11 protein-coding genes are annotated in these 14,978 nt (G+C 65.6%); 6 read left to right on the top strand and 5 right to left on the bottom strand.

Annotated features, from left to right (window positions below):
• Positions 1 to 45 precede the first annotated feature (45 nt).
• The 4 genes from LB518_RS09750 to LB518_RS09735 all read right to left on the bottom strand — a co-directional run bounded on the left by LB518_RS09750 (position 46) and on the right by LB518_RS09735 (position 4,590).
• On the bottom strand, positions 46 to 1,002 hold the full coding sequence (locus LB518_RS09750; RefSeq protein ID WP_224576565.1) for an ABC transporter permease: 957 nt from the start codon (positions 1,000 to 1,002) through the stop codon (positions 46 to 48).
• On the bottom strand, positions 999 to 2,015 hold the full coding sequence (locus LB518_RS09745; protein WP_224576563.1) for an ABC transporter permease: 1,017 nt from the start codon (positions 2,013 to 2,015) through the stop codon (positions 999 to 1,001). Before LB518_RS09745 ends, LB518_RS09750 begins: the two co-directional genes overlap by 4 nt.
• Positions 2,012 to 3,469, bottom strand: coding sequence for an ATP-binding cassette domain-containing protein (locus tag LB518_RS09740; protein ID WP_224576561.1), 1,458 nt, complete (start codon positions 3,467 to 3,469; stop codon positions 2,012 to 2,014). Before LB518_RS09740 ends, LB518_RS09745 begins: the two co-directional genes overlap by 4 nt.
• 95 nt (positions 3,470 to 3,564) lie before the next feature.
• The gene (locus LB518_RS09735) at positions 3,565 to 4,590 is read right to left on the bottom strand and encodes an ABC transporter substrate-binding protein (RefSeq protein WP_224576559.1); all 1,026 of its coding nucleotides are present in this window, start codon (positions 4,588 to 4,590) and stop codon (positions 3,565 to 3,567) included.
• A gap of 381 nt (positions 4,591 to 4,971) precedes the next feature.
• Here LB518_RS09735 and LB518_RS09730 point away from each other — a divergent pair, with 381 nt between their 5' ends.
• The 4 genes from LB518_RS09730 (at position 4,972) to dprA (ending at position 9,195) form a co-directional block, all read left to right on the top strand.
• Positions 4,972 to 5,952, top strand: a complete 981-nt coding sequence (locus LB518_RS09730; protein ID WP_224576557.1) for an aspartate carbamoyltransferase catalytic subunit — start codon at positions 4,972 to 4,974, stop codon at positions 5,950 to 5,952.
• Positions 5,949 to 7,268, top strand: coding sequence for a dihydroorotase (locus LB518_RS09725; RefSeq protein WP_224576556.1), 1,320 nt, complete (start codon positions 5,949 to 5,951; stop codon positions 7,266 to 7,268). Before LB518_RS09730 ends, LB518_RS09725 begins: the two co-directional genes overlap by 4 nt.
• Before the next feature lie 38 nt (positions 7,269 to 7,306).
• Positions 7,307 to 7,903, top strand: a complete 597-nt coding sequence (gene plsY / locus LB518_RS09720) for a glycerol-3-phosphate 1-O-acyltransferase PlsY (RefSeq protein ID WP_224576554.1) — start codon at positions 7,307 to 7,309, stop codon at positions 7,901 to 7,903.
• A 170-nt stretch (positions 7,904 to 8,073) separates the two neighbouring features.
• A complete protein-coding gene (dprA, locus tag LB518_RS09715) occupies positions 8,074 to 9,195 on the top strand; it encodes a DNA-processing protein DprA (protein ID WP_224577140.1) in 1,122 nt (373 codons plus the stop codon).
• 15 nt (positions 9,196 to 9,210) lie between these two features.
• On the opposite strand, the gene LB518_RS09710 is transcribed toward dprA, so the two are convergent.
• A complete protein-coding gene (locus tag LB518_RS09710; RefSeq protein ID WP_224576544.1) occupies positions 9,211 to 9,411 on the bottom strand; it encodes a hypothetical protein in 201 nt (66 codons plus the stop codon).
• A 312-nt stretch (positions 9,412 to 9,723) separates the two neighbouring features.
• Here LB518_RS09710 and topA point away from each other — a divergent pair, with 312 nt between their 5' ends.
• Positions 9,724 to 12,417, top strand: coding sequence for a type I DNA topoisomerase (gene topA, locus LB518_RS09705; protein ID WP_224576542.1), 2,694 nt, complete (start codon positions 9,724 to 9,726; stop codon positions 12,415 to 12,417).
• 120 nt (positions 12,418 to 12,537) lie between these two features.
• Entirely contained in the window at positions 12,538 to 14,910 is a 2,373-nt protein-coding gene (gene rnr, locus LB518_RS09700) for a ribonuclease R (RefSeq protein ID WP_502845814.1), read from the top strand.
• Positions 14,911 to 14,978 lie beyond the last annotated feature (68 nt).

Below are 14,978 nucleotides of genomic sequence, written 5' to 3'. Positions count from 1 at the left end.
AGGGAACGCGTCAATCGGCCCTGCCTCACGGATAAGGCCGCGGCTCTATCGCGCCGGTCGGCGCGCGCTGGCCGCCACGATGACGGCGATGATGATGAGGCCAGTCGCGAGATAGCGCGTGCCAGCTCCGAAGCCATAGGTGTTGAGCATCGTCACGACGAGGAACAGGAACAGCGCGGCGCCCCAGAGGCCGGGCACGTTCGAGTTGCCGCCGGCGACCGACGAACCGCCGATGACGACGAGCGCAATCGAGGTCAGGAGATATTCCTCGCCCATCGACAGCGACGATCCGCCCGAAAAACCCGAGAGTAGGTAGCCGCATAGGCCGGCGAAGACGGCGCTCATGACATAGGCGGCAAAGCGCGTGCGGCCGACATCGATACCGGCAAGACGCGCGGCGCGGATATTCTGGCCGATGGCCGTGACCCAGCGGCCATAAAGCGTGCGGCGCAGGACGAGTTCCATGACGGCAGCGAGCGCGATGATGCAGATCGCCAGCACCGGCATGCCGAAAACCTGCGCGGTGGTGAAATCGGCCAGCATTGGTGGCGGCTTGATGCGGATACCGCGACCATAGGCGATTGCCGTCGACTGGATCAGGAAGCTCGAGGAGAGAGTCGCGATGATCGGGGGAATGCGCAGCAGCCAGATCAGCGCATAGTTGACGATGCCGACGCCGACGCCGCAAGCAAGCGCCACGGCGAGGCCGGCGAGAATCATGCCGTCCTGCGTGTCCATGACCTTGGTGGCGACTGCGCCGGCCAGGGTGATCGTGGCGGGGATCGACAGGTCGACATTGCCCGGCCCGAGCGTAACCACATACATCTGGCCGATGCCGACGATGACCGAGAAGGTGGCAAAGGTGAACGCGGCCGTCAGTACCTCACCGGCGCCGCGGCCGCCTGTGAAGAGGATCGTCACGATCCACACGGCGATTGCCGCAACATAGGCCCAGAGCCAGGGCCGGCCGGCGAGGCGGCGCAGGAAAGCGGCGGCGTTCATCGGCTGCGCTCCGCCCTGTCGATCAATGTTCGCGCGGCCAGCACGACAATCAGGATTGCTCCCTGCGCGCCGATCTGCCAGTCCGGCGAGATGCGCATGAAGGAGAGCATCGAGCCCGCAAGGGTCAGCGTCGCCGCGCCCATCACGGCGCCGACGGGCGAAATGCGGCCGCCGACGAATTCGCCGCCGCCGAGGATGACGCCGGCAATCGAGAGCAGCGTGTAGCGCAGCGCGATATTGGCATCGCCCGATGTCGTGAGCCCGACCAGCGAGAGGCCGGCCAGCATCCCGAAGAAGCCGGCAAGCGCGAACATCGCGGCCTTGACGCGGAGCAGCGACCAGCCGGCGCGCTCGATCGCCCTGGGATTGCCGCCGGCGCCGCGCAGCACCGCGCCATAGGAGGTTCGCATCAGAAGAACATGGGCGATGACGGCGATGACGATGGCGGCGATGATCGGAAACGGGATGAAGGCCGGTTTCAGCGTCATCATCTGGCGAATCCAGGCCGGCGCCTGGCCGCCTGGAACCGGCAGGATCAGCACGGAGAGGCCAAGCCAGACGAAGGACATGCCAAGCGTCACGACGATCGAAGGCAGGTTTCGCCAATGGATCAGCGCGCCGAGGGCGGCATAGATGACAATGCCAAAAGCGAGCACCAGCACGCCGGCAAGTGGCGTCTGCATGATCCATGGCAGCACGGCGGGCAGAGCGCCGGAGGCCTGGAGATCCTTGACGAACGGCAGCGCCGCGACGCCGCCGGTCAGCATGGTCGCGCCGACACAGGCGACAAAGCCGACATAGGTGCCGATGGAGAGGTCGAGGTCGTTGACCGTGATGACGCACATCTGCGCAATCGTCGCCAGCGCTATGGGGATCGCGAGGTTCAGCATCAAGTTGAAGCCGACATAGCTGATGGCGCGTGGCTGCAGGGCATAGATCGCGACCAGCAGCACGACGAGCGAGATCGCCGGCAGCAGCATGCGGAGGTTCCGTGCGAGCGAGGCGCCGTTCATGCGACGTCCTCGAAGGAGGCGTGCAGGACGCGCTCCTCGGTCAGCTCGCCGCGCGAGAGATCGGCGACGATGCGGTGGTCGCGGAAGACATAGACATGGTCGCAGTGCTTCAGCTCGTCCATTTCGGTCGTGTACCAGAGGAAGGTCCGGCCGCGTTCGGCCTCGGAGCGGATCATGCCGTAGACTTCCTGCTTGGTGCCGATGTCGACGCCGCGCATGGGGTCGTCCATCAGCACAGTCTCGGCGGTCGAACCAAGCGCGCGGGCAAACAGCGCCTTCTGCTGGTTGCCGCCGGAGAGCGACAGGATCGGGTTGTGCACATCGGGCGTACGGATGCCGATGCGCGCCCGCCAGTCCTCGGCCATGGCATCGGTCTTTTCGCGATCGATCAGGATGCCGCTGCGCAGGCGCTTCAACGAGGTGATGGTGATATTCTCGGCGATCGACCACAGCGGGAACACGCCATCGGTCTGGCGATCGCCCGCGACCAGCGCCGAGCCGCCTTCTACTGTGATGCCCTGTGCATGGCGGCGCGCGGCATCGAAGATGCGGATCAGCATTTCCGACTGGCCCTGGCCGCCGAGGCCGGCAAGGCCGACGATCTCGCCGCGATGGGCGATGAGCTCATTGCCGCCGGAACGGGCGCGCGCCCGGATGCGGGGACTGCCCTCGCGCCGTGCTGCGGAGACGTCGCGGGACTTCGCTTCCTCATGCGCAACGCTGCCCATCGCCGCGACGAGGCTTGTGCGGGTGAATTCGGCGGCGGGTCGCTCGGCAACGACGCGGCCGTCCTTCATGACGATGACGCGGTCGGCGGCGGCAAGAATTTCGCCGAGGAGATGCGAGATCAGCACGACGCAGCCGCCCTCGGCGACGAAACGGCGGACATAGGCCAGCAACTGGCTGGCGAGGTGTGCGTCCAGCGAGGACGTCGGCTCGTCGAGGATGACGAGGCGGGCGGGCGCGTCGGTGACTGTGAAGGCGCGGGCGATCTCGACCATTTGCCGGCGGGCGATCGGCAGGTCGCCGACGATATCGCCGGCATCGATGCCATGGTCCGGAAACACCTGGTCGAGCTTTTCGACGATCAACCGTCCGGCGCGGCGGCGCCAGCCAAAGCCGGAGAGGGCGCGGTGCATGACGCGCGCATTCTCGGCGACCGTCAGGTTCGGACAGAGCGACAGTTCCTGAAAGACGCAGCGGATGCCATTCGCCTTCGCCGTCGCGATCGTGTAGGGGCCGGCCGGCTCGATGCCGTCGATCGACATCCGTCCTTCGGCACCGAAAACGCCGGCGAGAAGGTTCATCAGCGTCGACTTGCCGGCGCCGTTATGGCCGACCAGCCCGATGCACTCACCCTCGTGGCAGGCAAGATCGACACCTTGAAGCGCGCGCACGGCTCCGAAGCTCTTGCGAACCTCCTCAAGGCGGATGATTGGCTCGCCCACAGGCATGAAACGGGCAACTCCTGAACGGCTAGAAGACCGTGGCAAAGCATGCGCCGCCGCCGGCCGGTGGCCAGCGGCGGCGCATTCAGCAGCGCGGGCGACTACTTCTTGGCGGCCGCGCCGACGACCTTCTCAGCGTCTTCGGCGCTGTATTCGACATTGGCAACGCCGCCCTTTTCGGTTGTCTCGAGCGCCTTTTCGAGGCCGGACTGGTCGACACGGAGGAACGGCACAACGAGGTCCTTCGGCACCTCCTTGCCGTCGAGAATCTGCTGCGCAACCCAGAAGGCGAGCGTCGAGACGCCCGGGGCGATCGAGGCCGAATAGGTCTCGTAGCCGTTGGCGTCCTTCTGCTCCTTCCACCAAGCAAGCTCGTCCTGACGGTTGCCCATGATGATCGTCGGCATCTTGCGGCCGGCAGCCTTGAACGCCTGTGCGGCGCCATAGCCGTCACCACCCTGGGTCACTACGGCGACGATATCGTCGGGAAGCGAGGGGAGAATGCCGGCAACGGCCGCCTGGGCCTTGGCCTGGTCCCAATCGCCATGCACGGAGCCGACGATCTTGAACTGCGGGTTCTCTGCGACGCCTTCGTGGATGCCCTTCGAGATCTCGTCGTCGACGAAGACGCCGGCAAGGCCACGGATTTCGAGCACGTTGCCGCCGGACGGGAATTTCTCCTTGAGGAAGGTGATCTCGTCCTTGCCCATCTGCTTGAAGTCGACGGCGATGCGCCAGGCACAGGGCTCGGTGACGATGCCGTCAAAGGAAACGACAGTAACGCCGGCATCGCAGGCTTCCTTGACCGCGCCATTGAGCGCATCGGGCGAAGCGGAGTTGATGACGATGGCGTTGTAGCCCTGCAGCACCAGATTCTGGATCTGCGCCGCCTGCTCGGTCACCTGGTTTTCGGCGGTTGTGAACGGATCGGCAGCAGCGACGATGCCGGCGGTGACGGCGGGCTTCGTGACCTTGTCCCAGCTGCGCAGCATCGCCTGGCGCCAGGAATTGCCGGCATAATTATTCGAAAGCGCGATCTTCTTGTCCTTGGTGTCGGCCAGCGCCGAACCGGCGCCTAGCGCGGCCACCAGGGCCAAAAGCGATACGGTCCCTATGAGACGGGTCATGGCATTTCCTCCCTTATGTCGCGCCTGTTATGACCGTGGCCTCCCCGCCGCCGGCCGCGCGACTTCTTCTCATGTGACGGCAAGCCGTCGATCAATGTCAAGTCTTCAGCCCGGCAAGCAGCCGAGCTGAAGACGACTGTTATCGCCATGAAAAATCATGCGGATGCGCCAGCCCTACGCAATCGTTGCCCCGCTTGCATGCGCGATCGATCGTTCAATACTTTTCGGATGCAGGGATGTACGATTTTGCATCGCTGACCATGCCACGCGCAGCTTCAATGGCATTGGGGCCGGCAGCGCCACTTGCGGTGGGAATCCTCGCGCGTCGCGGCATGTCCGCCTTGTCGAGGCCGTGCTTTGTCCCTATAGGGGTCGCTTCAAATGACACGAAACCTTTTGACGGACGCGGACCAGCCCGCGGCGGTGTTCACCCACCGCCATCTGCTGGGCATTGAGGGGCTGACCCCTCCGGAAATCGTCGCGCTGCTCGATCTCGCCGAGGAGGCTGTCGATGTCAGCCGTCAGGTCGAGAAGAAGAAATCGGTGCTGCGCGGCCGCACGCAGATCAACCTGTTCTTCGAGGCCTCGACGCGGACGCAGTCCTCATTCGAGCTCGCCGGCAAGCGGCTTGGCGCCGACGTGATGAACATGTCGGTCGGCTCTTCTTCGGTGAAGAAGGGCGAGACGCTCATCGATACGGCGATGACGCTGAACGCCATGAACCCGGACATTCTCGTCGTCCGCCATCATGCGGCTGGCGCCGTGCATCTCTTGGCGCAGAAGGTCGGTTGCTCGGTGATCAATGCCGGCGACGGCGCGCATGAGCATCCCACGCAGGCATTGCTCGATGCGCTGACGATCCGCCGCCACAAAGGCGGCTTCGGCGAGCTCGTCGTCGCGATCTGCGGTGATATCCTGCATTCGCGCGTCGCTCGTTCGAACATTCTTCTCCTCAATGCGCTCGGCGCTCGGGTGCGCTGCATTGGCCCGTCGACGCTGCTGCCGAAGGCGCTCGACCGGCTCGGTGTCGAGATCTTCACCGACATGAAAGCCGGCCTTGCCGATGCCGATATCGTCATGATGCTGAGACTGCAGCGTGAGCGTATGGATGGCTCGTTCGTGCCTTCAGTGCGAGAATATTTCCACTTCTTCGGCCTCGACCAGGAGAAGCTCGGCTATGCCAAGCCTGACGCGCTCGTGATGCATCCGGGGCCGATGAACCGCGGCGTCGAAATCGATTCGGCCGTCGCAGATGGTGCGCAGAGCCTGATCCGGGAACAGGTCGAGATGGGCGTTGCCGTCCGCATGGCCGTGCTCGAAGCCTTGGCGAGCCATCTCCCCGACCAGGCGAATTTCGCATGAGCGCCGTTTCTCTGCGTTCCGAGCCGCGTCCGCTCGTCCTTTCGAATGCGCGTATCGTCGACCCCGGACGCAAGATCGATGCGTTCGGTACCGCTATCGTCATCGACGGGCGGATCGCGCATGCCGGACCGGGTCCAACGCCCGCGCTGCCCGAAGGCGCCGAGATCGTCGATTGTCGGGGCAGGGCCGTGTTGCCTGGCCTCATCGACATGCGCGTCTTCGTCGGCGAGCCCGGCGCCGAGCACCGCGAGACCTTTGCCTCGGCCGGGCAGGCGGCAGCAGCCGGCGGCGTCACCACCATCGTCACGATGCCGGATACCGATCCTGTCATCGACGACGTCGCGCTGGTCGATTTCATCGCCCGCCGCGCCCGTGATACCGCCTCGGTCAATGTGCTGCCCATGGCTGCGCTGACCAAGGGGCTCAAGGGGCGCGAGATGACCGAGTTCGGCCTCCTGAAGGCGGCCGGCGCGGTCGGCTTTACGGATGGACGCCACTCGATCACCAACGCACTGGTGCTTCGGCGCGCGCTCACCTATGCGCGCGATTTCGGCGCGTTGATCATGCATCACCCCGCCGATCCCGATCTCGTCGGCTCGGGAGTCATGAACGAGGGCGAGACCGCGACTCGGCTGGGGCTGCCCGGAATTCCGCGTGAAGCGGAGATCATCATGCTCGAGCGCGACATCCGCATCGCCGCACTGACGGGCGGGCGCTATCACGCCGCGCAGATTTCCTGCGCTGAATCGCTCGCCGTGATCCGGCGGGCAAAGGCTTCGGGTCTGAACGTCTCCTGCGGCGTCTCAGCGACGCATCTCGCGCTCAACGAGCGCGATGTCGGGCCCTACCGGACGTTTTACCGCCTGTCACCGCCGCTCCGCTCGGAGGATGATCGCCGTGCGATGGTCGAGGGCGTTGCCGACGGGTCGATCGACGTGATCGTCTCGAGCCACGATCCGCAGGACGTCGATACGAAGCGGCATCCGTTTGCAGAGGCGGCCGATGGGGCCGTCGGGCTGGAAACGCTGCTCGCGGCCGCCCTGCGGCTCGTCCACAATGGCGAGGCTGAGCTTGCGGCCGTGGTCAACGCGCTCTCGACGCGGCCGGCGGCACTGCTCGGGCTCGAAGCGGGCCGGATCGCCCCCGGCGCGCCCGCCGATCTCATCCTCGTCGATCTCGGCATGCCGTGGATCTGCACAACCGAAGCGTTGCATTCGCGCTCGAAGAATACGCCTTTCGAGGGTTCACGTTTTGAGGGTCGTGTTTTGAGGACCATCGTTGCGGGGCGCACAGTATATAGTTTCGCCGACGCCTGATCCGATCAGGCAGGATATGGATTCGAGGGAGAAGCCGCATGGCCAGCCAAGGCGTGCAGATCTTCGTGACGCTGATTCTGGGCTATCTACTGGGTTCGGTGCCCTTCGGACTGATTCTCACTCGCTTATTCGGCGCCGGCGATATCCGCGCCATCGGTTCGGGCAATATCGGCGCGACCAACGTGTTGCGAACGGGCCGCAAGGGCCTCGCCGCGGCAACGCTGATCGGCGACGCCTTGAAGGGGACGCTGGCTGTGGTCATCGCCAGCCATGTCGGCGAGGGCAATGCGCTCATCGCCGCCTTTGGGGCGCTGATCGGCCATGTCTTCCCGGTCTGGCTCGGCTTCAAGGGCGGCAAGGGCGTCGCGACCTTTCTCGGGGTGCTGATCGGGATCGCCTGGCCGGTGGCAATCGGCTTCGCGGTGGTCTGGCTCGCCGTGGCGGCGCTGTTCCGCTATTCCTCGGTCGCCGCGCTGGTGGCGACATTGGCGACGCCGATCGCCTTTGCGATCCTCGGCGATCGGCCGCAGGCCATCCTGTTCGTCGTCCTCACCGCGATCGTCTGGTGGCGGCACGCGGCCAATATCGTTCGGCTCCGCGCCGGGACCGAAACCCGCATCGGCGCCAAGAGCTGACGCCGACCGAAGAATTCCACAACCTTTTCGTGTTGCCAGGGTGCATCACCTCTTTCGCTTCCGCCGCGACGTCGCCAAACTCGCTTTTCTGACGGGTGGCGTCGCAAGCGGGGGTTGAGCATGGCCGGTGGGACGGGTGATCGCGGTCGCGGGCTCATTTCGTGAGCGGTATGGGGCATGCGCCAGGACTGACGGAGGGCCAGCGGCTCAACTGGCTGCGGCTGATCCGCAGCGAGAATGTCGGGCCGGCGACGTTCCGCGATCTGCTCAGGCATTTCGGCTCGGCAGGGGCAGCACTCGAAGGGCTGCCGGATCTCGTGCGGCGGGCTGGCAAGCCGATCCGCATCGCGGGGCTTGCCGATGCCGAACGCGAGATGGAAGCGCTCGCTGCCATGGGGGCGAGGCTCGTCGCGATCGGTGAAGCCGATTATCCCGAATGGCTCCGCGCCATCGACGCCGCGCCGCCTTTGCTGGCGATGAAGGGCAGCGGCGTGACGCTGACGGAGCGGCCGATGATCGCCATTGTGGGCGCACGCAACGCGTCTGTCGCCGGTCGCAAGATCGCGGCAATCCTCGCCCGCGATCTTGGCGACGAGGGCTTCGTCGTCGTGTCGGGGCTCGCGCGCGGCATCGACGCGGCGGCCCATGACGCCGCGCTGGCAGGCGGGACGGTCGCGGCCTTCGCCGGCGGTCTCGATCGGCTCTATCCACCCGAGCATGCCGATCTCGCGGCGCGGATCATCGCTTCGGGCGGCGCGCATGTTTCGGAGATGCCCTATGGCTGGGAGCCGCGGGCGCGTGACTTTCCGCGGCGCAACCGTCTCGTCTCGGGCATGTCGGCCGGGGTCGTCGTGGTCGAGGCGGCCGAACGTTCCGGTTCGCTCATCACGGCGCGGCTCGCGGGCATCCAGGGGCGGACCGTCTTTGCAGTGCCGGGCTCGCCGCTCGACCCGCGCTCAACCGGCTCCAACCGTTTGATCAAGGAAGGCGCACATCTCGTGACCACGGTGCGCGACGTCGTCGACATCGTGGCACCGATGCTCGGCCGCGTGATCGCGCCGCCGCCAGCATGGAGTGAAAACGACATCGTGGAACCCGTGACGCTGCATATGCCGGACGAAGGCGACCGTGCGATCCTCGTCGAGGCACTCGGGCCCGTCCCGACGACGATCGACGACATCATCCGTTTCACGGGTCTCAGCACGCCGACGGTCCAGGTTCTCCTGCTGGAACTCGACCTCGCAGGACGGATCAACCGCCATCCAGGCCAGCGCGTATCGCTCATCGATTGAGCTGACCGGTCCAGGTCAGCTCCGATCCGGTCCGATCACCGCCCGCGATTCGTCCTCTACCATCGAGAGGAGATAGGCGAGAAAGGGCAGATCGGTGCGCTGCGCGATGGCGCGAAGTTCGCTCGACATCCGGCCGATATAGCGCGCCGTTTCCCTACGATCCGCGGGCTCGGGAACATCGATAAGGCGGCTGCGAGTGGAATCTGTCTTCGGCATTCCCATATCCCATCCCTAGACGATCACCGTCGCCGGGCTCGTTCAAAGGTTGCATCATGTCTTTAATACAATCAATAGGCGTGAAAGGCCTATTGCGTCGACGCCTGATTGTCCCCAGGACGTCGTGAGGAGCTCGATAACGGCCGATTGATTGACAGGCCAGCCGCTTTCCGGGATTGTCCTGCGCGACTTCGCCCGGGAGCCGCCCCGAGACAAGCGGGCTCGGGCCGCGGCGTCGATCCGGCGCGACCCATTCCCATTTTCCGCCGTTCCGGGCTGCTTGGCCCGGCCGGCCTTGCGCAAACGGCACCGATGAATCTCGTCATCGTCGAATCGCCCGCAAAGGCGAAAACGATCAACAAATATCTGGGCTCGGCCTATCAGGTCGTGGCTTCCTACGGACATGTCCGCGATCTGCCATCGAAGGACGGCTCCGTGTCGCCGGACGATGATTTCGCCATGCTCTGGGAAGCGGACCCGAAATCGGCAAAGCGCCTGTCCGATATGGCGACGGCTGCAAAGTCGGCCGACCGCATCATTCTCGCAACCGACCCGGATCGAGAGGGCGAGGCGATCTCATGGCATGTGCTGGAAGTGCTGAAGCAGAAGCGCGTCCTCAAGGACAAGCCGGTCGAACGGGTGGTTTTCAACGCCATCACCAAGCAGGCCGTGCTCGAGGCGATGAAGAATCCGCGCCCGATCGACGCGGCGCTTGTCGATGCCTATCTCGCCCGCCGCGCGCTCGATTATCTCGTCGGTTTCACGCTCTCGCCGGTGCTGTGGCGCAAGCTGCCGGGCGCGCGGTCGGCCGGCCGCGTTCAGTCGGTGGCGCTGCGGCTCGTCTGCGACCGCGAAAGCGAGATCGAGGCGTTCCGCAAGCGCGAATACTGGTCGCTGGTCGCCCGGCTCGCGACGCCGCGCGGCGATGAGTTCGACGCGCGTCTCGTCGGGGCTGACGGCAAGAAGATCAGCCGCCTCGATGTCGGCACCGAAGCTGAAGCCGCCGCGTTCCGCGCGGCGTTGGAAGCCGGCCGCTTCACCGTTTCCGATGTCGAATCGAAGCCGGCAAGGCGCCATCCTTTTGCGCCGTTCACCACCTCGACGCTGCAGCAGGAGGCGAGCCGCAAGCTCGGCTTTGCACCCAACCGCACGATGCAGCTCGCCCAGCGCCTCTATGAAGGCGTCGATATCGGCGGCGAGACGGTGGGCCTCATCACCTATATGAGAACCGACGGCGTCGACATGGCGCCGGAGGCGGTCGTGGCGGTGCGCCAGGTGATCGGCGCCGATTTCTCGCCGCGCCATCTACCCGATGCGCCGCGCCGCTATCAGGTCAAGTCGAAGAATGCGCAGGAAGCTCATGAGGCGATCCGTCCGACGGCGCCTGATCGCCGTCCGCGCGACGTTACGCGTTATCTCGATGCCGATCAGGCCAAGCTCTATGAACTGATCTGGAAGCGCACGATCGCGAGCCAGATGGAATCGGCCGAGATGCAGCGCACCAGCGTCGACATTCTCGCCGAGGCTGGCGGGCGCAAGCTTGACCTTCGCGCTTCCGGCCAGGTCATCACCTTCGATGGCTTCCTTGCCCTCTACAACGAGGACAAGGATGAGGAGGGCGACGAGGAGGACGGCCGCCTGCCGCGGATTGACAAGGGCGAGGCGCTCGAAAAGCGTGCGATCACCGCGACACAGCATTTCACGGAGCCGCCGCCGCGCTACAGCGAGGCGTCGCTGGTGAAGCGCATGGAGGAGCTCGGCATCGGCCGCCCGTCGACCTATGCCGCGACGCTCACCGTGCTGCGCGACCGTGAATATGTGCGTCTCGAGAAGAAGCGTCTCGTTCCCGAGGACAAAGGCCGGCTCGTCACCGCCTTCCTGCAGAGCTTCTTCGCGCGCTACGTCGAATATGATTTCACGGCCGATCTCGAAGGCAAGCTCGACCAGATCTCGGCCGGCGAGATCGCGTGGAAGGACGTGCTGCGCGATTTCTGGACGCAGTTCTCGCTCGATGTCGGCGAGACCAAGGAACTGCGCGTCGCGCAAGTTCTCGATGCGCTCAACGAGTTGCTCGGCCCGCACATCTTCCCGGAAAAGGCCGATGGCAGCGACCCGCGCGCCTGTCCGGCCTGTGGCAACGGCAAGCTTTCGCTGAAGCTCGGCAAGTTCGGCGCCTTTGTCGGCTGCTCGAACTATCCCGAATGCCGCTATACGCGGCAGCTGGTGGTGCAGGGCGACGAGGGCGCTGGCGAGGCGGGCGAGAACGGCGCGATGCTCGGGGCCGATGGCACCCGCGTGCTTGGCAAGGATCCGGAGACGGGCCTAGAGGTGACGCTGCGCGCCGGCCGCTTTGGCCAATACGTGCAGCTCGGCGAGGCCGAGGGCACCGAGAAGCCGAAGCGATCGAGCCTTCCCAAGGGCTGGGAAGCGGCGAGCCTTGATCTCGACCGGGCGCTCGCTTTGCTGTCGCTGCCGCGCACGGTCGGCATTCACCCTGAGGACGGCAAGCTGATCCAGGCTGGCCTCGGCCGCTATGGGCCGTTCGTGCTGCATGATGGCAAATATGCCAATCTGGACGGCATCGACGAGGTGTTCGCCGTCGGCCTCAACCGGGCCGTGACCGTTCTTGCGGAAAAGCAGGCCAAGGGTCCGCGCGCCGCGCGTGGCGCCGAACCCTTGAAAACGCTCGGCGACCATCCGACCTTAGGGGGGCCGGTCACGGTTCATTCCGGGAAGTACGGTCCTTATGTGAAGCATGGCGCCGTCAACGCCACGCTGCCGAAGGACACGCCGCCCGAAACCGTCAGCATGGATGTAGCGGTCGCGCTGATCGCCGAACGCGCCAGCAAGACACCGGTAAAACCCGTCCGCGCGGCCAAAAGCACGACCAAAGCTCCGGCGGCCAAGAAGACGGCCGCTGCCAAGAAGGCTCCGGCCGCGAAGAAGGCGCCGGCTGCCAAGAAGGCACCGGCCGCCAAGACCAAGAAGGCCGCGCAAGCGTCCTGATCCCGCCGCCTGTTGCCAGGCGACGCGCACCTCGCCATTCTGACCGGCAGCAAGCCGGCCGGAGTGGCGGTGCGCGGCCGGCCGTAGCGGCCCCTGCATTTCATTGGAAAAAGAGACAACTTGGCCAAGAAGCCAGATCATCCCATTTCAAAAGGTTCTCGATCGGCGGCGCGTGGCGCCCCGGTCGTTCCCGACGCGAACGGCCTGCCGACGCGCGAACAGATCCTTACCTTCATCGCCGAACATCCGGGACAGGCTGGCAAGCGCGAGATCGCGCGCTCGTTCGGCGTTTCCGGCGGTGCCAGGATTGCGCTGAAGCGCATGCTGAAGGAACTCGGCGAGGAAGGCCTCGTCAACAAGGAACGCAAGCGCCTGACGCCCGTGGGCACCTTGCCGACCGTGAGCGTCCTCCTGATCGTCGACCGCGACGCCGATGGCGATTTCGTCGCGCAGCCCGTCTCCTGGAACGACGACCGGGGCGGGGTGCCGCGCGTCCTGCTCGTGCCCGGCCGCGGCCGGCCGCTGGTTCCAGCGCCGGGCATCGGCGACCGCGTGCTCGCCCGTGTCGAGCCGGATGCCGCGGCCGAATCCGGCTTTCCCTATACGGCCCGCGTCATCAAGGTGCTCGAAAAACGCGCGCCTTCGATCCTCGGTGTCGTGCGCAGCACCATCGATGGCGAGCGGCGCATCGAACCGGTCGATCGCAAGCAGAGCGAATATTCGCTGGCCGCCGAGGACCTGAACGGCGCCAAGGACGGTGACCTCGTCGCCATCGAGGTCAAGCGCATGACGCGCTATGGCCTTTCGGCGGCGCGCGTCATCGAGGTCATCGGCGCGATGCACAGCGAGAAGGCCGTCAGCCTGATCGCCATCCATGCGCACAATATCCCGCATATCTTTCCGCCGCCGGTGCTCGAGGCCGCCGAACGCGCGCAGCCGGCCCCGATTTCGGGCGTGCGCGAGGATTGGCGGCCGATGCCGCTCGTCACCATCGATCCGGCAGATGCCAAGGATCATGACGACGCCGTTCATGCCGAGCCGGATAGTGATCCGGAGAACCCCGGCGGTTTTATCGTCACGGTCGCGATCGCCGATGTCGCCTGGTATGTGCGGCCGGGGTCGCCGCTGGATCGCGAGGCGCTGAAGCGCGGCAATTCGGTCTATTTCCCCGATCGCGTGGTGCCGATGCTGCCGGAGCGGATCTCCAACGATCTTTGCTCATTGCGCGAAGGCGAGGATCGGCCTGCAATCGCTGTGCGCATGCAGTTCACCGCCGAGGGAAAGAAGAAGTTCCACTGGTTCCACCGCATCATGATGCGGTCGGCGGCGAAGCTCTCCTACCAGCAGGCACAGGCCGCCATCGACGGCCGTCCCGATGAGAAGACCTCTCCGCTGCTCGATCCCGTCCTGAAGCCGCTTTGGGCCGCCTATGCGGTGATGAAGCGCGGACGCGATCAGCGCGAGCCGCTCGATCTCGATCTGCCGGAGCGCAAGGTCATCGTCGGGGCCGACGGTGCGATCGAACGGATCGTTGTGCCGGAGCGGCTCGATGCGCATCGCCTGATCGAGGAATATATGATCCAGGCGAATGTCGCGGCCGCGGAGACGCTGGAGCGCAAGAAATCGCCGCTCGTCTATCGCGTGCATGACGCGCCGTCGCTGGCGAAGCTCGAATCTCTGCGCGAATTCCTCGCGTCGATCGAGATGAACCTGCCAAGGAGCGGCAATCTGCGTCCGGGTCATTTCAATACGATCCTCGACAAGGTGAAGGACACCGAGCATCAGGCGCTCGTCAACGAAGTGGTGCTGCGCTCGCAAAGCCAGGCGGTGTACAGCCCGGAGAATATCGGCCATTTCGGCCTCAATCTCCGCCGCTACGCGCATTTCACTTCACCGATCCGCCGCTATGCCGACCTCATCGTGCATCGCGCGCTCGTACGCTCGCTGGAGCTTGGCGAGGGCGGGTTGCCGGACGGTGCCGAGACGGATCTCGAAGCGATCGCGCAGGAAATCTCCGGGGCCGAGCGCCGCGCCATGGCGGCCGAGCGCGAGACGATCGATCGTCTTGTTGCCCATTGGCTCGCCGACCGGATCGGGGCAACGTTCAGCGGCCGTATCGCGGGCGTGACGCGTTCGGGCCTCTTCGTGAAGCTCGATGAGACTGGCGCCGACGGCTTCGTGCCGATCGGCTCGATCGGCGCCGATTTCTTCGACTATGACGAGGCGCGCCACGCCGTCATTGGCAGCCGCACCGGCGAGATGCACCAGCTCGGCGACCGCGTTGAGGTGAAGCTGGTCGAGGTGGCGCCGATTGCCGGTGCGCTCCGCTTCCAGCTCGTCTCGGACGGCCGCCATGTTCCCAAGGGCGAGCGGCGCGTCATCGAGCGCGGCTTCCGCAATTCCATCGGTCGTCCGGGCGGCAAGCCACGGCCGGGGGGCTCCGCCGGCGCCAAGCCGGGCGGCAAGCCGCGCCCGGGGGCCAAGCGGCGCTGACGGTCCGGGCGGGGAACGAGACACTGGCCTCTTTTCCGCCTATTAACAGGTGCGGCCGCATGATTGCG

Origin of the sequence: Mesorhizobium sp. BR1-1-16, from assembly GCF_020165495.1 — a bacterium.
In the GTDB taxonomy this organism is placed as follows: Bacteria; Pseudomonadota; Alphaproteobacteria; order Rhizobiales; family Kaistiaceae; genus Kaistia.
The sequence above is the reverse complement of the archived record's forward strand: the minus strand, read 5'-3'. Positions and strand labels throughout refer to the sequence as shown.